This window comes from Mycobacterium sp. E787, assembly GCF_001668725.1.
Taxonomy (GTDB): Bacteria; Actinomycetota; Actinomycetes; order Mycobacteriales; family Mycobacteriaceae; genus Mycobacterium.
Genome location: NZ_LZKL01000123.1, coordinates 17,328 through 36,010, shown reverse-complemented (window position 1 = coordinate 36,010; position 18,683 = coordinate 17,328). Strand labels below are relative to the sequence as shown.

Annotated in this window: 16 protein-coding genes and 1 pseudogene; 8 read left to right on the top strand and 9 right to left on the bottom strand. The window is 69.0% G+C overall.

From position 1 onward, the window contains the following. Window positions 1-11: 11 nt before the first annotated feature. Window positions 12-515, top strand: a complete 504-nt coding sequence (locus A5705_RS24180; RefSeq protein WP_067872111.1) for an isoprenylcysteine carboxyl methyltransferase family protein — start codon at window positions 12-14, stop codon at window positions 513-515. Further along, the gene (locus tag A5705_RS24175) at window positions 512-1,525 is read left to right on the top strand and encodes an NAD(P)/FAD-dependent oxidoreductase (protein ID WP_067872107.1); all 1,014 of its coding nucleotides are present in this window, start codon (window positions 512-514) and stop codon (window positions 1,523-1,525) included. The genes A5705_RS24180 and A5705_RS24175 overlap by 4 nt, the downstream gene beginning before the upstream one ends. A gap of 80 nt (window positions 1,526-1,605) precedes the next feature. Here the strand turns inward: A5705_RS24175 and A5705_RS24170 are convergent, their stop codons facing one another. The 9 genes from A5705_RS24170 to A5705_RS24130 form a co-directional block, all read right to left on the bottom strand. Next, complete coding sequence (locus tag A5705_RS24170; RefSeq protein WP_255380884.1) at window positions 1,606-2,409, bottom strand: crotonase/enoyl-CoA hydratase family protein; 804 nt, start codon at window positions 2,407-2,409, stop codon at window positions 1,606-1,608. After that, window positions 2,406-3,551 carry a thiolase family protein gene (locus A5705_RS24165; RefSeq protein ID WP_067872104.1) on the bottom strand — a complete coding sequence of 382 codons (1,146 nt, stop codon included), beginning with the start codon at window positions 3,549-3,551 and terminating at the stop codon, window positions 2,406-2,408. Before A5705_RS24165 ends, A5705_RS24170 begins: the two co-directional genes overlap by 4 nt. A gap of 157 nt (window positions 3,552-3,708) precedes the next feature. After that, a complete protein-coding gene (locus tag A5705_RS24160) occupies window positions 3,709-5,193 on the bottom strand; it encodes an aldehyde dehydrogenase family protein (protein WP_068280451.1) in 1,485 nt (494 codons plus the stop codon). A gap of 78 nt (window positions 5,194-5,271) precedes the next feature. After that, on the bottom strand, window positions 5,272-6,489 hold the full coding sequence (locus A5705_RS24155; RefSeq protein ID WP_067872099.1) for a cytochrome P450: 1,218 nt from the start codon (window positions 6,487-6,489) through the stop codon (window positions 5,272-5,274). A gap of 9 nt (window positions 6,490-6,498) precedes the next feature. Beyond that, the gene (locus tag A5705_RS24150; protein ID WP_068280448.1) at window positions 6,499-7,479 is read right to left on the bottom strand and encodes an SDR family oxidoreductase; all 981 of its coding nucleotides are present in this window, start codon (window positions 7,477-7,479) and stop codon (window positions 6,499-6,501) included. Further along, complete coding sequence (locus A5705_RS24145; RefSeq protein WP_068280444.1) at window positions 7,472-8,599, bottom strand: spirocyclase AveC family protein; 1,128 nt, start codon at window positions 8,597-8,599, stop codon at window positions 7,472-7,474. Before A5705_RS24145 ends, A5705_RS24150 begins: the two co-directional genes overlap by 8 nt. Before the next feature lie 4 nt (window positions 8,600-8,603). Further along, entirely contained in the window at window positions 8,604-9,722 is a 1,119-nt protein-coding gene (locus tag A5705_RS24140) for an ABC transporter substrate-binding protein (RefSeq protein ID WP_068280441.1), read from the bottom strand. Window positions 9,723-9,786: 64 nt separating this feature from the next. Continuing rightward, on the bottom strand, window positions 9,787-10,629 hold the full coding sequence (locus A5705_RS24135) for a CbbQ/NirQ/NorQ/GpvN family protein (RefSeq protein ID WP_068280438.1): 843 nt from the start codon (window positions 10,627-10,629) through the stop codon (window positions 9,787-9,789). Further along, complete coding sequence (locus A5705_RS24130; RefSeq protein WP_082956666.1) at window positions 10,590-12,329, bottom strand: nitric oxide reductase activation protein NorD; 1,740 nt, start codon at window positions 12,327-12,329, stop codon at window positions 10,590-10,592. Before A5705_RS24130 ends, A5705_RS24135 begins: the two co-directional genes overlap by 40 nt. Window positions 12,330-12,444: 115 nt before the next feature. On the opposite strand from A5705_RS24130, the gene A5705_RS24125 reads away from it, so the two are divergent. The 6 genes and pseudogenes from A5705_RS24125 (at window position 12,445) to A5705_RS24100 (ending at window position 18,671) form a co-directional block, all read left to right on the top strand. Further along, complete coding sequence (locus A5705_RS24125; RefSeq protein ID WP_067872083.1) at window positions 12,445-13,443, top strand: SDR family NAD(P)-dependent oxidoreductase; 999 nt, start codon at window positions 12,445-12,447, stop codon at window positions 13,441-13,443. Between the two features lie 11 nt (window positions 13,444-13,454). After that, window positions 13,455-14,600, top strand: coding sequence for an acyl-CoA dehydrogenase family protein (locus tag A5705_RS24120; protein ID WP_068280434.1), 1,146 nt, complete (start codon window positions 13,455-13,457; stop codon window positions 14,598-14,600). Continuing rightward, entirely contained in the window at window positions 14,597-15,691 is a 1,095-nt protein-coding gene (locus tag A5705_RS24115; RefSeq protein WP_068280431.1) for an acyl-CoA dehydrogenase family protein, read from the top strand. The genes A5705_RS24120 and A5705_RS24115 overlap by 4 nt, the downstream gene beginning before the upstream one ends. After that, a pseudogene (locus A5705_RS24110) lies at window positions 15,691-16,337 on the top strand (nitroreductase family protein). Before A5705_RS24115 ends, A5705_RS24110 begins: the two are co-directional and overlap by 1 nt. Before the next feature lie 133 nt (window positions 16,338-16,470). After that, window positions 16,471-17,751: a TetR/AcrR family transcriptional regulator gene (locus A5705_RS24105; protein WP_068280428.1), complete on the top strand. Its 1,281-nt coding sequence runs from the start codon at window positions 16,471-16,473 to the stop codon at window positions 17,749-17,751. A 77-nt stretch (window positions 17,752-17,828) separates the two neighbouring features. Next, on the top strand, window positions 17,829-18,671 hold the full coding sequence (locus tag A5705_RS24100) for an SDR family oxidoreductase (RefSeq protein ID WP_067872184.1): 843 nt from the start codon (window positions 17,829-17,831) through the stop codon (window positions 18,669-18,671). Window positions 18,672-18,683 lie beyond the last annotated feature (12 nt).

The window sequence follows — 18,683 nt, the reverse complement described above, 5'->3', positions numbered from 1 at the left end:
CGGATAGAGCTATGTATTACCTGCTGATCCTTGCGGTCGCCATCGAGCGGGTCGCGGAGCTGGTGGTGTCCAAACGCAACGCGCAGTGGTCTTTTGCCCAGGGCGCCAAGGAAGTTGGCCAGTCGCACTACCCCGTGATGGTCGTCCTGCACACCGCGCTGCTGCTCGGCTGCCTCATCGAGCCGTGGGCGCTGCACCGGCCGTTCCTTCCGTGGCTGGGCTGGCCGATGCTGGCCATCGCGGCGCTGAGCCAGGTGCTGCGCTGGTGGTGCATCACGACGCTGGGGCCGCGGTGGAACACCCGGGTGATCGTGCTGCCGGATGCCCCGTTGGTGCGGCAGGGCCCCTACCGGTGGCTGCACCACCCCAACTACGTCGCGGTGGTGGCCGAAGGGTTCGCGCTGCCGCTGGTGCACACGGCGTGGCTGACCGCGGCCGTCTTCACGCTGGCCAACGCGGCGCTGCTCGGGGTGCGTCTGCACGTGGAGAATTCGGCCCTGGGCTACACGTCATGACCTACGACACCGATCTGCTGATCGTCGGCGGCGGCCCCGGGGGCCTCGCGACCGCGTTACACGCTCGGCGGCTCGGGCTTTCGGTGATCGTCGCGGAGCCGCGGGAGGGTCCCGTCGACAAGGCGTGCGGTGAGGGGCTGATGCCCGGCGGCTTGGCCGAGCTGACGTCGCTCGGGGTGGACCCGGCCGGCATGCCGTTTCGCGGCATCGCCTATGTCAGCGAGCGTCGGCGGGCGGAGGCGCTGTTTCGCGGAGGGCCGGGCCGGGGCGTGCGGCGCACCACGTTGCACGCCGCGCTGGCGGCGCGGGCCAAAGAGGAAGACACCGAATGGATTCGGGCGCGGGTGACCAGCGTCGAGCAGGACGCGCACGGCGTGACCGCCGCGGGCGTGCGCGCGAGATGGTTGGTGGGCGCCGACGGGCTGCACTCGGCGGTGCGGCGCGCCGTCGGCATCAAAGCCACCGCGGGAACGCCGCGCCGCCACGGCGTGCGGTGGCACTTCAAGGTGCCGGCGTGGTCGGAGTTCGTCGAGGTGCACTGGTCCCGCCGGGGTGAGGCGTACGTGACGCCGGTGGAGCCCGATCTGGTCGGCGTGGCGATCCTGTCCGGCGGGCGGCCCGACCTGGCCTGGTTCCCGTGGCTGGCCCGTCACCTGGAGGGCGCACCGCGCGGGCAGGCCCGCGGCTGCGGCCCGCTGCGTCAGGTGGTGTCCCGTCGAGTCGCGGGGCGGGTGCTGCTGGTCGGCGACGCCGCCGGCTACGAGGACGCGCTGACCGGCGAGGGCATCAGCCTCGCGGTCAAGCAGGCGGCCGCGGCGGTGGACGCCATCGCCCGCGATGCGCCGTCGTCGTACGAGGCCGCGTGGCATCGGGTCACCCGCAATTACCGGCTGCTCACCCGGGGGCTGGTGCTGGCCAGCGCGCCGCCGCTGCTGCGGCGCGCCATCGTGCCGGCGTCGGCGACGCTGCCCGCCGTGTTCGGCCGGGCCGTGAACGTTCTGGCCCACTGACGCAGGTACCGCGAGCAGACGCAAAAGCCCCCCACGCCTCGGCGTGTCGGGGGCTTTTGCGTCTGCTCGCGTAACACTCTCTAGCGCGCCTGCCAGACCGGTTCCCGCTTCTCGGCGAACGCGAGGGGTCCCTCCTTGGCGTCCTCGGACCTGATCAGGACGCGCATCTCGCGCACGGTCCGCTCCCAGCCCGGCTCGTCGCCGGTGATGACGCCGTCGTCGACGCCGTAGGCGATGCGCTTGCTGGCCTGCACCGACAGCGGCGCGTTGGCCGTCACCCGCGCGGCCAGCGCCAGCGCGGCGTCGAGCACCTCCCCCGGGCCGACGACCCGGTTGATCAGGCCCCAGCCGAGGGCGTCGGCCGCGGTGATCGGCTCGCCGGTCATCAACAGCTCCATCGCCACCTTGCGGGGCAGCTGGTCCATGATCCGGAAGACGCCACCGGCGGCCGCGATCAGCCCGCGCTTGACCTCCGGCAACCCGAACTTGGCCCGCTCATCGGCGACCACCAGGTCGCTGGCCAGCGCGAGCTCGGTGCCACCGCCCAACGCGGTGCCGTTGACCGCCGCGATCGTGGGCTTGTCGATGAAGTGATGCACGTAGCCGGCAAAGCCCCACTCGCCGTGATCGGGGTGATACAGGTTCTCCCGGCGCGAGATGGCCTTCAGGTCGGCGCCGGCGCAAAACGACTTGTCGCCGGCGCCGGTGATCACCACCGCCCTTACGTCGGGGTCGTGCTGGGCTTCCTCGAGCGCGTCCCCGACGGCGATGCTGACGGCCGCGTTGACCGCGTTGCGGGCCTCCGGCCGGTTGATGGTGATCACCATCACGTTGCCGCGGCGCTCGACGAGCGCTCCCGGTTGGCCGTTGTCCCCTTGGCTCACAACAGTTCCACGATGGTGGCGTTGGCCTGGCCGCCGCCCTCGCACATCGTCTGCAGGCCGTAGCGGATTCCCTTGTCCCGCATGTGGTACAGCAGCGTCGTCATCAACCGCGCCCCCGATCCGCCGAGCGGGTGGCCCAGCGCGATGGCGCCACCGTGGGGGTTGAGCTTCTTCTCGTCGGCCCCGATGTCCTTCAGCCACGCCAGCGGCACGGGCGCGAAAGCCTCGTTGACCTCGTACGCCCCGATGTCGCCGATCGAGAGGCCGGACTTCTTGAGCGCCTTCTGCGTCGCCGGGATGGGCGCCGTCAGCATGATCACCGGGTCGGCGCCCGCCAGTACAGCGGTGTGCACCTTGGCGATTGGCGTGAGGCCCAGTTCCTTCGCCTTCTCCGCCGACATGAACAAGAGTGCCGCCGAGCCGTCGGTGATCTGCGAGGAGTTGCCGGCGTGGATCACCCCGTCCTCCTTGAAGGCCGGCTTCAGCGACGCCATCTTCTCCATCGTGGTGCCGCGGCGGATGCCCTCGTCCTTGAGCACCACGTTGCCGTCCTGATCTTTGATGCCCACGATCTGGTCGTCGAACGCGCCCGAATCCTGTGCCGCAGCGGCCTTTTCGTGTGATACCAGCGAAAACTCGTCGAGCGCGGTGCGGTCGAAGCCCCACTGCTCGGCGATCATCTCGGCACCGAGGCCCTGGTTGGGCGTCTTGTGATAGCGGTCCTTGAAAGCCTGCGGGTAGGGGTTGCCGCCACCGGCCAGCGACGAGCCCATCGGGGTGCGCGACATCGACTCGACACCGCCGGCGACCACGACGTCGTAGTGTCCGGCGACCACGCCCGCCGCGGCGAAGTGGATGGACTGCTGGCTCGACCCGCACTGGCGGTCGACGGTCACGCCGGGCACGGTCTCGGGCCAGCCGGCGGCCAGCAGCGCGGTGCGGCCGATGTCGAGGGCCTGTTCACCGGCCTGCATCACGCAGCCCCAGATGACGTCATCGACGATTCCCGGGTCGATACCGGCCTTGTCGACCAGCCCGTTGAGGACCTGCGCGGACAGGTCGGCCGGGTGCACGCCCGACAGGCCTCCGTTGCGCTTGCCGAGCGGTGAGCGGACAGCCTCGACGATGACGGCTTCAGCCATGGTGGGGTCTCCTTTGACGTGTGGGTCTTGCGTCGATTGTCAACCAAGGGGTTGGACGGGCCGAGGCCGGGGTGCGGGCAGCCACCGGCGAGCGTGCGCAGAATGTCGCTCCGCGCGGGCGTGTCGCGGTGCAGACGCGCACGCTCGCGGCGCGGACCTACCCGGCGGGGTACCCCACCGACTTGACCTCGGTGTACTGGTCGAACCCGACCACGCCGTTCTGGCGGCCCACCCCGCTGTACTTGTAGCCGCCGAACGGGGTGTCGGCGGCGTACGGTGCGCCGCCGTTGACGCCCATGAAGCCGGCCCGGATCCGGCGGGCCACCGCCAGCGAGCGCTCCAGCGAGCCCGACATCACGTTGCCCGCCAGCCCGTACTTGCTGTCGTTGGCGATCCGGATCGCGTCCTCCTCGTCGTCGAACGGGATGACGGCCAACACCGGGCCGAAGATCTCCTCCTGCGCGATCGTCATGGAGTTGTCGACGCCGGTGAAAAGCGTTGGCCGAACGAAGAATCCCTTGTCGAAGCCGGTGGGCGCATCCGGTCCGCCGACCAGCGCGGTGGCGCCTTCCTCGACGCCCTTGCGGATGTAGCCCATCACGCGGTTGCGCTGCACCTCCGAAATCACCGGGCCGCACAGCGTTCCGGGGTCCTGCGGGTCGCCGCACGTGACGTTCTCGTAGATGCTCTTCAGAATCTCCACACCCTCGTCGTAGCGCGAGCGCGGCAACAGCATGCGGGTGGGGTTCGCGCAGCCCTGCCCGGCGTGCATGCACGGCGCGATGCCGATCGCGCACGCCGCCCCGAAATCGGCGTCCTCCAAGACGATGGTGGCCGACTTACCGCCGAGCTCCAAGAACAGCCGCTTCATCGTCGCGGCGCCCTTTTCCATGATCCGCTGCCCGACCACGGTCGACCCGGTGAACGAGATCAGGTCGACCTTCGGCGAGAGCGTGAGCTCCTCGCCCACAAAGTGATCCGACGCGGTGACGACGTTGACGACGCCCGCGGGAATGTCGGTCTTCTCGGCGATGAGCCGGCCAAGCCGGGTCGCGTTGAACGGCGTGTTGGGCGCCGGCTTGAGAACCACGGTGTTGCCGGTGCCCAGCGCCTGGCCGAGCTTGTTGATGGTGACCTCGAACGGGAAGTTCCACGGCACGATCGCGCCGACCACGCCCACCGGCTCGCGCCAGACCTTGCGGGTGGTCAGCGTTCCGGTCAGGCTGATCACCTTGTCGCCCAGGTCGGTTTCCCAGGCGTACTCGTCGATCAGCCGGGCGGGGTAGCGCAATCCGTCTTCCAGCGGGGCGTCGAGCTGGGGGCCGAACGTGATCGCGCGGGGGGAGCCGACCTCGAGGATGAGCTCCTCGCGCAGCTCTTCCTTCTCCGATTCGATCGCCTCGTGCAGCTGCAGCAGGCAGCGCTTGCGCAGCTCGCGGTTGGTCGACCAGTCGGTCTCGTCGAAGGCGCGCCGCGCGGCGTCGATGGCGCGGTGCATGTCCTCCTTCGACGCGTCGGCGACCTCCCCGAGTGCCTCCTCGGTGGCGGGGTTGATGTTGGTGAAGGTGCCGGCCTGGCCGTCGACGAGCTTGCCGTCGATCATCATCTTCGGCTCGAAACGAACCTTTACAGCCTCGGTCATAACTGTCACTCTCTTCTGAGTCGCGGAGGGGCTATGGAGAGCCTTACCGGAAACTAGCCGATTGGCAAGGTGCAACCGCTACCGGGGATCGAAAAGCACCGGTAGCGCGGTCGGCGACCGGAAGACCTGCCCGCGAATGTGGGGGTCGTCCCCGTCGGGGTCCAGCCGGAGATTCGGCAGCCGGTCGAGCAGAAGGTTGACCGCGGTGCGCATCTCGAGGCGGGCCAGGTGCATGCCGAGGCAGACGTGCACGCCGTGGCCCCACGCGAGATTCGGCTTTTGCGTCCGGTGGATGTCGAACGTATCCGGCTCGGGATAGCGATCTTCTTGGCGATTCGCCGAGCCCAGCATCGGCATCACTGTCGCACCGGCCGGGATCGCGACCCCGCCGAGTTCGGTATCGCGGGTCGCCACCCGGGTGATGGTCAGCAGCGGCGGTTCCCACCGCACCCCTTCCTCGATGGCCTGCGGCAGCAGCGACCGGTCCGCGCGGATGGCGTCCAATTGCGCCGGATCCGACAGCAGCCCGAAGAGCAGGCTCCCCAGCGCCCGGTAGGTCGTCTCCACGCCGGCGGGCAGCAGCAGCCGAAGGAACGAGAAGATCTCCTCGTCCGCCAGCTTCTCCCCGTCGATCTCGGCCGCGCCGAGCGCGCTGATCAGGTCGTCCTGCGGCTCGACGCGGCGGGCTTCGAGTATCGGGGCGAAGTAGTCGCACAGCGCGGCCGAGGCGGCGAGCCCCCGCTCCGGGTTCATCAGCCAGCTCAGCAGCGAAATCGACCACCGCTGGAACTGCGGGTAGTCGTTCTCCGGTAAGCCCAGCAGGCCCGCGATGATCTGGCTCGGGTAGTCGAAGGTGAACTCCTTCACCAGATCTGCCTTGCCGTTGGGCGCGAAGTCGTCGATCAGCTTATTGGCCACGCGGCCGACCAACTCGTCCTGCCAGCGCGCCAATGACTTCTGCGAGAACGCCTTTGACACCAGCGAGCGCAGCCGGCCGTGGATCGGTTCGTCCATCCCGAGCATCACGCCTTCGCCAAGCACCGGGCCGAACGCGGCGATGACGGCCGCCGACGAGAACGTCTCGTTGTCGCGCAGCATCTGCTGGATATCCTCGTGGCGATGCACGATGAACATCGGCAGCGACTCCTCGTGCGGAAGCGCTCCCGACGTCTCGAGTCGCTGGACCGGTTCCTCGCGGCGCAGCCGCGCCAGTTCGGTGTACGGGTCACGCACGTCACCGGATATCGCGTCGTCGAAGGCGCCGAAGTCCGCCAGGTCGTCGAAAAGCTGTTCCATCGGTGCTCCTCAAGATCCTTGACGTCGTGCGGCCAGGCGCTGCAGCACCGCCTGCGGAAGAATGCGGGCGACGAGCACCATCGCCTTTTGGGCGGTCGTCAACGGCCACGCCCCGCCCCGCATCGAGCCCTGTGGCGGAATGCCGAGCACGATCCGCGACACATGGTGCATGCCTGATGCCGGGAGAATCCGGTTGGCGGCCAACAGCATCGAGGCGTCCGGGCCGACCCCACGGCGACGGAACGGGCCCCGGTCGCCCAGCGCCTTGAGCAGGCCGTCGGTGAACCGCTCGGGCGGCCGGGCCAGCTTCATGGCGAAGCGCCCGCGAGTGTTCATCGTGGTGTGGATCCGGGCGTAGGGGCCGCCGAAATTGCGATTATCGGTGGTGCCCGCGTCGGTGATGATATCGGTGTCGTACGTGCCGGCCACCAGGACGGTGACACCGAGACCGAAGGGCGCGATCTCGCAGGCCATGGATTCACCCCACCGCTCCAGCGCTCCCTTGGCCGCCGAGTACGGGGCGGTGGCCGGCTGCCCGCGCACGCCGGCCGCGCTGGACACCAACACGATTCGGCCCTCGCCCGCCGCCCGCATCGAGGGGAGCAGGGCCTGAGTGAGCGCGACCGGGCCCAGGACGCTGGTGGCGAACATGCGCTGCCACAGCGCCATGTCGGTCTCCTCCACCACGCCGGCGGCGGAGATGCCCGCGTTGTGCACCAGCGCGTAGGGCGCGCCCACGGCCTCCTCAATCGCCTTGGCCGCCGCGGAGATCGACGCGGCGTCCGTCAGGTCGAGCTGGACGCCGATCAATCGATCGTCGTCCGCACCGGCTCCCGCTGATCCGATGGCCCTGCGCAGCAACGCCATTCTCCGGTCGGGCGTGCGCATCGCCGCGACCACGCGCCATCCTTCGCGATACAGCCGCAGCGCCGACGCGAACCCCAGTCCGCGCGACGCGCCGGTGACGACGACTGTGCGCGGCTCAGCCATTCTTGCTCGCACACGCGCCCACCCCGGGCGGTGGCGGTTCGACGTGGGGCCGCCCGTTCGGCTGCCCGCTCATCCACGTCGACCAGATGCCGACCGAGTACGGGCCCTGGGCGCCGGCCTTTTCGTAAAACCCTTGCGGGTCATAGACCTTGGCCTCCGGGTACGGCCACGGGCACGCGACCGAGGTCGCAGCCTTGGTGGCTTTGATGACGGCGAACCATGCCCCGTAGGCGAAATAGGACACGTTGATGATGGTGAACATCACCAGGAACGTGCCGAGCACCGGGTGGCCCGGGAAGATCCTCGCCTTCGCCGCGAGCTTTTCCGCCACCGACTTACCGGTGTCGTCGCGATAGCACAGGATCGCCGCGGGCACCATCACGAACGTCACCGAGAAGGACTCCCAGATCAGCGGGAACTGGAACGTCGTGCCGGTGAACACCGAGCCCCACGGAATCACCTGCGAGTAGATGTACATGCCCATGTGGACCAGCTGGATCTCCAGCCATGCATCGAACACGAAGCCGATGGCGCAGGTCAGCACGCCCAGGCTGACCAGAGGGTGCCGCGACACGAAGGCCTCTGGCCCCTTGCGCTCCTGCAGTTTGCGCAGGATCCAGATCGCCGGGAAGTACGGACCGAAATAGAAAGTGACGTAACCGAATACCACAAACGGTTCGACGGTCGGCGACAACGACACCAGAGGCCACGACTCCGGCCAGTGGATCAGATCGGGGTTGTACACCGCGAACGGCGCCCAGTTCATGATCGGGTCCTGCCACACGATCAGCGTGGTGCACAAGAACATCAGCATCACCGGACTGCCCGGATTGCGGCGCCAGCCCCTGATGAACACCACCAGCAGCACCAGCAGCATGACGACGGTCGAGATCTGCAGGAAGGCAATGTAATCCAGGCCGAAGAGGAACTTCACCGGGCGAGGCCGCCCTTGCACGTTCGGGTTGGCGACGCGCGGGTCGAGGGCGACGCGGCAATTCGCGATGAAGAAGAGCGCGAACGCCGCCAGCGCGGCGCCCGCGATCCAGCCGCCCCATCCGCGCCTGCCTGTCCGCCGCGGGGGCTCCTCCGTTTTCAGAGGTGTGGACTGTTCCGTCGCCATGACGTCAGCCGTCCTCTCCGAAACGATCGACCAGGTGCGAGTTGACGCCGTCGGCATCGAGGGTTCGGGCCACCAGATAGCCGGCGCCCATCCAGGCGCGCCGAGTCCACTTGCCGAACGACACCCGGGTGCCGGCCGCGCCCGAGGCGGCGGGCATCATCTTCACCCGCTCAAGCGCCTCCTTGACGCCGCGCGGGCTGAGGGGGTGCGCATCGGCGAAGGCGCGCGCGAGTGTGGCGGCGACGTCATGGTTGACCACCAGCACGCAATATTCGGGACGGCTGCCGTCGTACTTGGCGGCGTAACGATCGAGAAAACCCTGGCCGACTCGGTTGCCCTCGTCGTACTGGTCGACCCCGACCCAGCCGATGAAGGCTTCCCACATGATCGGGTTCACCCAGGCGTTCTGGAAGGCCGTGGTGGTGAAGCGCGGCGGGTCCCAATCGACGGCCTGCAGCGCGGGGTTGATGAACACGATCCCGAAGCCGAAGCCCAGGTGCACTATCGCTTCGGCCTTCGCGTCGTGCAGCGTGCGCACGGCCTCGTTGATGTCCTGCGCGGTCTGCGCGATCGCCGCCTCCGCAACGATGCGAATGCCCTTGCGCCGGCAGGCGCTTCGGAGATTCTTCAGGTAGCTCTCGCCGATCAGGTTCTGCTCGACGAGGACCCCGACCTCGGCGAGCCCGCGTTTGGCGACGAGGTCCGCGATGAAGATCGGCTCGTCGGTCATCGAGCCTTGCGGGAAGGCGAACGTCCATTCGCCCAACCAGTCGTCGGTGCCGGTGACGCTGATCGCGGGGATCTTGAATCGCTCCTCGATCGCCTCGCGGGCGGGCACGCAGTTGTCGGTGATGTGCGGCCCGAATACCACCAGGCAGCCCTCGTCGACCAGCTCCCCGAAGGCATCGATCACCGACTTGACCGATCCCTTGGGCAACCCCTCCACCTCGCGGTAGATCATTTGCACCGGGCGATCGATCAGGCCCTGTTCGCGGGCTTCCTCGAAGACGAGGTCGAAGCACCGGGTGAAGCTCGCCATCAACTCCCCGGGAAAGCCCGGCGGGAGGGCGAAGTCCATCAGGTAGCCCACCTTGATGGGTTCGGCGCTGCTTTCGTAGGACATCCGGCCTCCGGATCAGAAACCTAATATTTGTTCAGACACTAGCCGCGCGGCTAGGCAGCGTCAATCACTCACCCGCCGCGTCGAGGTAGATCTCGATCATCTCGCCCAGCGCTTTGCCGACCGCCGCGTCGTCGGTGAGCGGCCCGGCGATCGCCGCCCGGGCGGCCTCCCGCATGGTCAGGCCCTCGGCGACCAGCCGGCCCGCCGCGATCAGCACGCGGGTCGAGGCGACCTCACGCAGCCCGCCGGTTTCCAGCCGGCGGATGGCATGCCCCAGGCGCACCAGCTCGGCGGCGGTGGCACCGTCGACGCGCGCCTCGTGCGCAACGATCCGCTCTTCGACGTCGGCTGCGGGAAAGCCGAATTCGATGGCGACCATCCGCTGGCGCGTCGAATCCTTGAGGTCCTTGAGCACGCTCTGATAGCCGGGGTTGTAGGACACCACCAGGCCGAACCCCGGCGCGGCATCCAGCGTGACGCCGAGCCGCTCGAGGGGCAGCTGCCGCCGGTGATCCGAGAGCGGGTGCAGCACCACGGTGGTGTCCTGCCGGGCCTCCACCACCTCGTCCAGGTAGCAGATCGCGCCCTCGCGCACGGCCCGGGTCAACGGGCCGTCCACCCACACAGTCTCGTCGCCGCGCAGCAGATACCGGCCGACCAGGTCCGCGGTGGTGAGGTCGTCATGGCAGGCGACGGTGATGAGCGGCCGGCCGAGGTCGTGGGCCATCGCCTCGACGAAGCGCGTCTTGCCGCAACCGGTCGGGCCCTTCAGAACCAGGGCCAGCCCCTGGCGGTAGGCGGCCTTGAAAACGGCCTCCTCATTGCCGATCGCCTGGTAGTAGGGCCGCACGCCGTCCGCCTCGGGGGTCATGCCGTTCCGGTGAGCGAGCCCGCTCCCGCTGGCCATGGCTTCCCTCCTGTCGACGCGAGCCTATCCGGAACAGATGTTTGTTTCAATGGTCGCGCGCGCCGCCGAACCTCCGCCGAGCGCAGCGCGGACCGAAACAGCGGGCCGATCACCCCGGCGAGTCGATCCGGGCGCGCGACCGTCGCATGCGCCGCGCTGCCGAACACTCTGCGCAGCGACCGCACGTCGGTGCCCGCGCCGATCGTCAAGCACACGCAGCCGGTCCCCCGCCTGCGGGCCTCGGTCAGGGCGCGGCGCGCGTCGGCGGCGCCGTAGGCGCGTTCGTATCCGTGGTCATAGGCGAGTCCGTCGGACAGCACCACCAACAGCCGTCGTGACGTGCCGCCGCGCGCTTCCAGGACCGCCGACCCGTGCCGGATGGCCGCACCGAGACGCGAGTAGGCGCCGGGTTCCAGGCTGTTCAGCCGCCGGATGACGTGCGAGTCGAGGTGATCGTCGAACCGTTTGACCGGAATCATGCTGACCGCCCGCCGGCCCTGCGAGTAGTACGCGTACAGCGCGACGCGGTCACCCAGATCGTGCAGGGCGACGGTGAGGTTCGCGACGGCCGCGCGCTGTTGCTGATGCACCGTGCGCCCGGCCGTTCCGGGCTCGGCCGCGGAGCCCGACACGTCGAGAAGCAGCAGCACCGACAGGTCCCTGCGCCGGCGCAGGCTGTCCAGGTAGACCGCCTCGTCGGGGATCGACCCGGCCCGCACCTCGACGCGGGCCTCCACCGCGGCGTCGATGTCGATGTCGTCGCCCTGCGACTGCCGGCGCCGGCGGTGCAAGCCCATGCCGAGCCGCGAAAGCGGCCGCCGCACGCCGATGGCGGCCTCGATCTGCTGGGTCGCCGAGGCCTTGATCGTCGGCTCGACCTCGCGCACCGTGCACCACGCGGGCCGGTAGCTCCTGCGCGCGGCATCCCATTCCGGGTACCGCACGCCGTCCGCGGCCGCCGTCGGTTCGTCGTCGATGTCCTCGCTCGAGGCCGACACGAGCGATGAGACGGCATGCGCGCCAGCGATTCCCGAGTTCGTGCGGTGCGTGGGGGTGTCCGCGCCGGGAGGCCCCCCGCCGCGGCCGGTCTTGCGGGCGGAAGACAGCAGCCTCTTCAACCACTTGCCGATGAAGCCTCCCCCGCCGACGGGGCTGGTGAACAGGTCCGGATCGTCGGAGTCGTCGACCGCGCCGTCGTCGAGCTCCTCCAGTTCGCCCGCGCCCCCGCGCCGCCCAACGTGCTCGGGATTCGCCCGGTCCGCGCGGTCGGCCGCGCGGGACGCGGCCAGCACCTTCGCCGCGCGGATCACGCCGAATTCGGCCGCCGGGCCGTCGATCGCCGCCCGTCCCGTCGCGAGGCTCAGCGAGGCGGCGGGCGAGCAAGTGCGACAGGCGATCTCGCGGTCGCCCAACAACGCCAGGATGCCCGGAAGCACGTCGGCGTTGGCGACCAGCGCACGGTGGGCCTCGATGGCCAGGTAGCGCTTGGCCAGTCGGGGGTGGCGGACCAGCGGGCGCACCGCATCGGGGTCGAGGCTGCCTGCCGCGATCATCGACGCCTGCACGGCAACCGCTTCGATCCTCTTGCGGGCCCGCCAGGCCGCGTCGACGTAGATCGTCCGGCCGTCCGTCCACGGGGGTTCGCCGGGTCGCAGTTCGGCCACGGTCACCGGTCGGCCCGCGAGCGCGGAGGCCAGCATGCCGAGGCCCTGCAACCGGTCGTCCGCCACGCCCACCTCCGAACCCGGGGAGTTTGTTGACCAAATATCTGTTCCACAGTATGGTCCGGTGAAACCGCCGTCAATCAGGGGACGCATGATCGACTTCACCGATCGGGTGGCAATCGTCACGGGGGCCGGTCGTGGGCTCGGACGGCTCTACGCGCTGGACCTGGCTCGCCGGGGCGCCGCGGTGGTGGTCAACGACCTCGGCGGCTCGATGCGCGGCCTGGGCGCCGACTCGGCCGTCGCCGACGACGTGGCCGACGAGATCGCGAAGGCGGGCGGCACCGCGATCGCCTCCCATGACTCGGTCGACAGCCCCGAGGGCGCGCAGGCGATCGTCGACGCGGCCGTCGGGGCGTTCGGGCGGCTCGACGCGGTCGTGAGCAACGCGGGAATCTTCGGCAGCGTGCCGTTCGAACATCTTTCGCACGACGAGTGGGCGCGCATGCTGGGCGTGCATCTCGACGGCGGCTTCTACCTGTCTCAGCCCGCGTACCGCGTGATGAAGGACAACGGGGGCGGAAGATTCGTGTTCGTCTCCTCTTCGGCCGGGGTCTTCGGCCAGCCTATGGAGGCGCACTACGCCGCGGCCAAAGCCGGCCTGGTGGGGTTGGCCAACGTGATCGCCATCGAAGGCGAGGCACACGGCATTTCCGCCAATTGCGTTATGCCGACCGGCTTCTCACGCATGGTGACCGAGACGGTCGGCGACGAGAGATTCCTCGCCGCATCCGGCTTCATGCGGGCCATCCGGCCCGAACTCGTCGTGCCGTTGGTGACGTTCCTCGCCAGCGAGGCCTGCACGTTCACCCACCGCAGCTATTCGGCCACCGCCGGACGCTACGCGCGGGTGTTCGTCGGGCTGAGCGAAGGCTGGCTGGCCGACGCCGAGAGCGAGCCGACGGCCGAAGACATCGACGCGCACCTCGAGCAGATCTCTTCCACGGACAGGTTCTACGTGCCCACGTCGATCGTCGACGAGGTGCTGGAAGTGTGTGGACGGCGCGGCATCAGCGCGATGCCCGACGACGCCGAGGTCGCCTTTCCCGAACCGCACCGCAACATTGACCCACTATCTGGTCAACCGTAAAGTCCGGAAAAATGGATTTCTCCTACCCCGCGGAAGTGGAGCGGTTCCGCAGCGAGCTGCGCGACTGGCTGTCCGCGAACCTGACCGACGAGCTGGTGGCCGCACGCCGGCCCGCCGGACGCGACGACGCGGCAATCGAGCTGCTGCGCGCCTGGAGCGCGACGATGGCCGACGCGGGATGGGCCGCCGTCTCCTGGCCCCGTGAATACGGCGGCCGCGGCGCGACAATTCTCGAGCAGCTGGTCTATACCGAGGAAACCACCCGCGCCCGGGCCCCCATGCCGCTCAACGTCATTGGGATGAACAACATCGCCCCCGCGATCATGCAGTACGGCACCGAGGAACAGAAGACGACGCTGCTTCCCCGCATGATGCGCGCCGACGACATCTGGTGCCAGGGCATGTCGGAACCCGAGGCGGGCTCCGATCTCGCCGCGCTGCGCACGCGCGCGGTGCGGGATGGAAACGACTTCGTCGTCAACGGCCAGAAGATCTGGACCTCGCTCGGGCACCGCGCCCACTGGTGTCAGCTCTACGTGCGCACCGATCCCGACGCCCCGAAGCACAAGGGGATCTCCTGCCTCATCGTCGACATGGCGCTGCCCAGCATCGAGGTCCGCCCGCTCGTCACGCTCAACGGCGACACCGACTTCGCCGAGGTGTTCTTCCATGACGTCCGGGTGCCGGGCGACGCGTTGCTCGGACCGCTCAACGCCGGCTGGCAGGTGGCCACCACCACGCTCAGCCACGAGCGCGCCGGGGCCGCCCGGCTGTACGCCGAGATGCAGGTACGGCTCGAGGAGCTGGTGGACGACATCGCCACCCAGAGCGACGCGATCGACGATCCCGTGACGCTGCGGCGCCTCGGCGAAATCGCCGTTCGCATCAAGTATCTCGAGGTGCTCTGCCAGCGGTCGATCTCGGCGACGCTGCACGGCGGCGACCCGTTCGCGTCGGCCAGCCTCGCCAAGACCGTGTGGGGTGAGATCGGACAGGAGATGGCCGCCCTCGCGTTCGACGTGCTCGGCGCCACCGGCACCGGCGCCCCGTGGGCCAACTACCGCCTCAGTTCGCGTTCGCTGACCATCGCGGGCGGAACCACCCAGATCAACAAGAACATCACCGCGCAGCGCGTGCTGGGACTACCCCGCAAATGAACCTCGAACTCACCGACGAGCAGGTCGCGCTGCGCGATACGGCGCGGCGCTTCCTCGCCGAAAAGGCACCGATCTCGGGTCACGTGCGCGAACTGCTCGACGATCCGACCGGCGTCGACGAAGCGGTCTGGCGCGGCCTGGCCGACCTCGGCGTGACCGGCCTGCTGGTCCCGGAGGAATACGGCGGCGCCGGGATGACGATGGTCGAGGCCGGCGTGGTGGCCGAGGAGCTCGGCTCCGCATTGCACCCGGGCCCGTGGCTGTCGAGCGCGGTCGCCGCCGCGCGTACACTGACGCGGCTGGACGGCAACGACAGTGCCGCAACGATTTTGGCGGGGATCGCCGACGGAACCACCATCGCCACCGTCGCCACCGTGGACGACTCCGTCGGGGTGGCCGGGCGAGCTGACGGCATCGCCCTGCGCGGCCAGCTCGCCGGGGTGCCCGACGCCGCGGCGGCCGACACCCTGCTGGTGTTCGCCGCCGAGCCGGCGGGCGCGGGGCTTTTCGCCTTGACGACCGGCTCTCCCGGGATCTCCCTGACATCCGAGCCCGGGATTGACCAGACCCGCAAGCGCTTTCGCGTCGACCTCGACGGGGCACCCGCGCAGCGACTGGCCACGGTGTCCCCCGACGACGTGGCGGCCGTCGTCGATGACGTGCTCATCGCAACCGCCGCCGACGCGCTCGGCGCGGCCCGGGCGGTCATGCAGCTCGCCGTCGAATACGCAAAATTCAGGCGGCAATTCGGTCAGGCCATCGGCTCCTTTCAGGCGGTGCAACACCTGTGCGTCGACATGTACGAGACCGTCGAGCTGGCCCGCAGCGGCGTGATCCACGCGCTGTGGGCGGCGGACAATGCCGCGCCCGACGAACGGCACCTGGCCGCCCTGCGGGCGAAGGCGTTCGCCGGGCGGCTGGCCACCGTGGGCGACACCGCCATCCAGGTGTTCGGCGGCATCGGCTACACCTGGGAGCACGACGCCCACCTTTACCTCAAGCGCCTGCTCAGCTGGAGCGGGTATCTCGGGAGGCCCGACCGCTACCTCACCGAACTCGGTGCGCGCCTTGCCAAGAGAGGTCGTCTGTGATGGACATCGAGTACCTGCTCACCGCCACCCGCTCGGCGCGCAAGTCGCTCGACCTGGACGCACCCGTCGACCTCGACGACATCCGGGATTGCCTGCGCGTCGGCCTACAGGCGGCCAACGGCTCGAACCAGCAGTCGTGGCGGTGGCTGGTGGTCGCCGACCCGTCGTTGCGGGCCGAGATCGCCGCGCTGTACCGCGAGGCGTATCTGCGGCGCGTGGGCGGGCAGCCGATCGCCGGTCTGCTGCCGGCGGGCACACCGGAGAGTCGCATCATGTCGTCGACGGAGTGGTGGTCGACAACATGGCGCGCGTGCCGTTGCTCGTAATCCCCTGCTATCAGCCCTACCTCCCGCGCATCGACGGCGACGAGTCGTTTCACCAGGCGACGCTGTACGGCTCGATCTTCCCGGCGGTGTGGAACTTTCAGCTCGCCCTGCACACCCGCGGATACGGGACCTGCATCACGACGCTGCACCTGCACCGCGAGGAGGAGGTCCGCCGTCTGCTCGGCATCCCGCAGGCCTACACCCAGGGCTGCCTGCTCCCGGTCGGGCGCCTGCGCGCCGGGCACGCCTTCCGGCCGGCCCGCCGCCGGCCCCTTGAGGAGGTGGCCACGCGCGACGGCTGGGACGGCCCCGCGGTCTGAAGTTGGCGGCACTTTGCGCGGCGCGTTCGTTTCTCCCAGGTCTGATAGCCTCTAACAAAGATTTGTTTCGGAGCGAAAGGACGACGCGTATGCTCGCGAATCCGCAATCGTCCAGAGCCGCCAGCCGCTGACCATGGCGAAAGCGCATCCGCTGCGGGTGGGCGCCGACGACGACTCCCCGACGCGCCGGACGGAGATCCTGCAGACCGCGGCGTCGTTGATCGCGTCGTCCGGACTGCGCACCTCTTTGCAGGAGATCGCGGACGCTGCGGGCATTCTGCCCGGCAGCCTGTACCACCATTTCGAGTCCAAGGAAGCGATCCTCGTCGAGTTGACCCGCCGCTACCAGGAGGATCTGAACCGCATCGGGCAAGACGCCCAGGCGAGGCTGGACGAACCGGATGCGCGACCCGCTTCCGAGAAGATCGTCGAGCTGGGAAAGGCGATCGCCAACTGCGCCGTACGACATGGGGCGGCGCTGCAGATGTCGTTCTACGAGGGGCCGAACGACGATCCGGAGCTGATGCGGCTGACCCGGGAGGCGCCCCACGCCGTTCAGGGGGCGATGCTGCAAACGCTGCGCGCCGGCCGGTGGAGCGGCTACATCAAACCCGACATCGACCTGCCCACCCTGGCCGACCGGATCTGCCAGACGATGCTGCAGGTCGGGCTCGCCGTCATGCGGCACAAGTCCCCCGCCGACCAGGTGGCCGGGCTGCTGTGCCGAATCATCTTGGAGGGGTTGGGGGTCCGCCCGCCCACCGACGCGGCATTGGATCGGTCCAGGGCTTTCGCGGCCGCCAACGCGGTCATCGACACGTGGGCCGAGGACGGCGAAACGGCCTCCGACGACAAGGCGGCCCACGTCCTCGCGGTGGCACGAACGGAGTTCGGCCGCAGGGGGTATGAGGTCACGACCATCAGGGACATCGCGTCGGCGGCCGGTCTCGGCACCGGAACGGTGTATCGGGTGATCGGGTCCAAGGACGAACTCCTCGCCTCGATCATGGAATCTTTCGGACGAAAGGTCGAGGCCGGCTGGGTCGGGGTGCTGGGCTCGGATGCCACGGTCATCGAGAAGCTCGACGCGCTCAGCTGGGTCAACGTCAACGCGCTCGATCGGTTTCCCGACGAGTTCAGGATCCAGCTGGCCTGGATGCGGCAATCACCGCCGGATACGCCCAACCCCGGCTGGCTGTACGCCACCCGGCTTCGGCAAATGAAATCGCTGCTCTCCGAAGGGATCCGGTCGGGGGAGATCGGCATCGACGCCCCGTCCATCACGATGCTGGCGCGGTGCGTCGTCGGCCTGCAGTGGATACCGGAGAACATCCTTCGCGCTGTCGGGAAACGCGCGGCGCTGGTGCATGTCCGCGACACGGTTCTGCGTGGCGTCGCCGTTCGCGGCACCTAGGTATTGAGCCAAAAAACTGTTACCCATACAGTTGGGCAATTAGAACCGGGTTGGCAGTGAACGAGAAGGAGATTTCCATGACTGTTGTCGATCGGTTGCGCTACGACGGCAAACGGGCTCTCGTCGTCGGCGGCGCCACCGGCATGGGCGCCGCGGCGGCCAAGTCGGCGGGCGAGCTGGGGGCCGAGGTGATCGTGATGGATTACGCGCCGGTGAACTACGACGTCGCCAAGTCCATCCAGGTGGACCTGCGCGACCCGGCATCGATCGACGCCGCCGTCGAGCAGCTCGACGGACCGATCCACGCGCTGTTCTCGGCCGCCGGCATCGCCGACGGGACGACCGACCTGATGGCCATCAACTTCATCGGCCATCGCCATCTCATCGACCGTCTGCTCGCGAAGAACCAGCTTCCCGCGGGCTCGGCGATCTGCTTCATCTCCTCGGTGGCCGGCATGGGCTGGGAGAACGACCTGGAGCTGCTCACGGAGTTCCTCGCCACACCGGACTTCGCGGCCGCCCGGGACTGGGTCAAGGCGCACGAAGCGGAAGGCATCATCCACTACGGCTTTTCCAAGAAGGTCGTCAACGCCTACGTCGCGACCCAGGGCTACCCGCTGCTGAAGAAGGGCATCCGGATCAACGCGATCTGCCCGGGCCCCACCGACACCCCGCTGGCCCAGGCCAATGCCGACCTCTGGCTGACCTTCGCCCAGGACTACCGCGACGAGACCGGCTCGAAGGTCCACACCCCGGAGCAGATGGGCGACGTGATGGCGTTCCTGAACAGCGCCGCCGCCTTCGGCGTCAACGGGATCACGCTGCTGGTCGACTACGGGCACACCATGGCGTCGCTCACCGGCGCTTACCCGCCCGGCAAGCCGATCATCGACCTGATCATGGGGCGGGTGAAGCTGTAGAAGCGGGTACGA

Bases quoted from the DNA above. Each gene is read 5' to 3' on its own strand.
- A5705_RS24180 (WP_067872111.1), top strand. From the start codon at position 12: ATGTATTACCTGCTGATCCTTGCGGTCGCCATCGAGCGGGTCGCGGAG.
- A5705_RS24155 (WP_067872099.1), bottom strand. From the start codon at position 6,489: ATGGAACAGCTTTTCGACGACCTGGCGGACTTCGGCGCCTTCGACGAC.
- A5705_RS24135 (WP_068280438.1), bottom strand. From the start codon at position 10,629: ATGGCCAGCGGGAGCGGGCTCGCTCACCGGAACGGCATGACCCCCGAG.
- A5705_RS24120 (WP_068280434.1), top strand. From the start codon at position 13,455: ATGGATTTCTCCTACCCCGCGGAAGTGGAGCGGTTCCGCAGCGAGCTG.
- A5705_RS24105 (WP_068280428.1), top strand. From the start codon at position 16,471: ATGGCGAAAGCGCATCCGCTGCGGGTGGGCGCCGACGACGACTCCCCG.
- A5705_RS24130 (WP_082956666.1), bottom strand. From the start codon at position 12,329: ATGCTGGCCTCCGCGCTCGCGGGCCGACCGGTGACCGTGGCCGAACTG.
- A5705_RS24150 (WP_068280448.1), bottom strand. From the start codon at position 7,479: ATGGCTGAGCCGCGCACAGTCGTCGTCACCGGCGCGTCGCGCGGACTG.
- A5705_RS24115 (WP_068280431.1), top strand. From the start codon at position 14,597: ATGAACCTCGAACTCACCGACGAGCAGGTCGCGCTGCGCGATACGGCG.
- A5705_RS24160 (WP_068280451.1), bottom strand. From the start codon at position 5,193: ATGACCGAGGCTGTAAAGGTTCGTTTCGAGCCGAAGATGATGATCGAC.
- A5705_RS24175 (WP_067872107.1), top strand. From the start codon at position 512: ATGACCTACGACACCGATCTGCTGATCGTCGGCGGCGGCCCCGGGGGC.
- A5705_RS24100 (WP_067872184.1), top strand. From the start codon at position 17,829: ATGACTGTTGTCGATCGGTTGCGCTACGACGGCAAACGGGCTCTCGTC.
- A5705_RS24165 (WP_067872104.1), bottom strand. From the start codon at position 3,551: ATGGCTGAAGCCGTCATCGTCGAGGCTGTCCGCTCACCGCTCGGCAAG.
- A5705_RS24140 (WP_068280441.1), bottom strand. From the start codon at position 9,722: ATGTCCTACGAAAGCAGCGCCGAACCCATCAAGGTGGGCTACCTGATG.
- A5705_RS24145 (WP_068280444.1), bottom strand. From the start codon at position 8,599: ATGGCGACGGAACAGTCCACACCTCTGAAAACGGAGGAGCCCCCGCGG.
- A5705_RS24125 (WP_067872083.1), top strand. From the start codon at position 12,445: ATGATCGACTTCACCGATCGGGTGGCAATCGTCACGGGGGCCGGTCGT.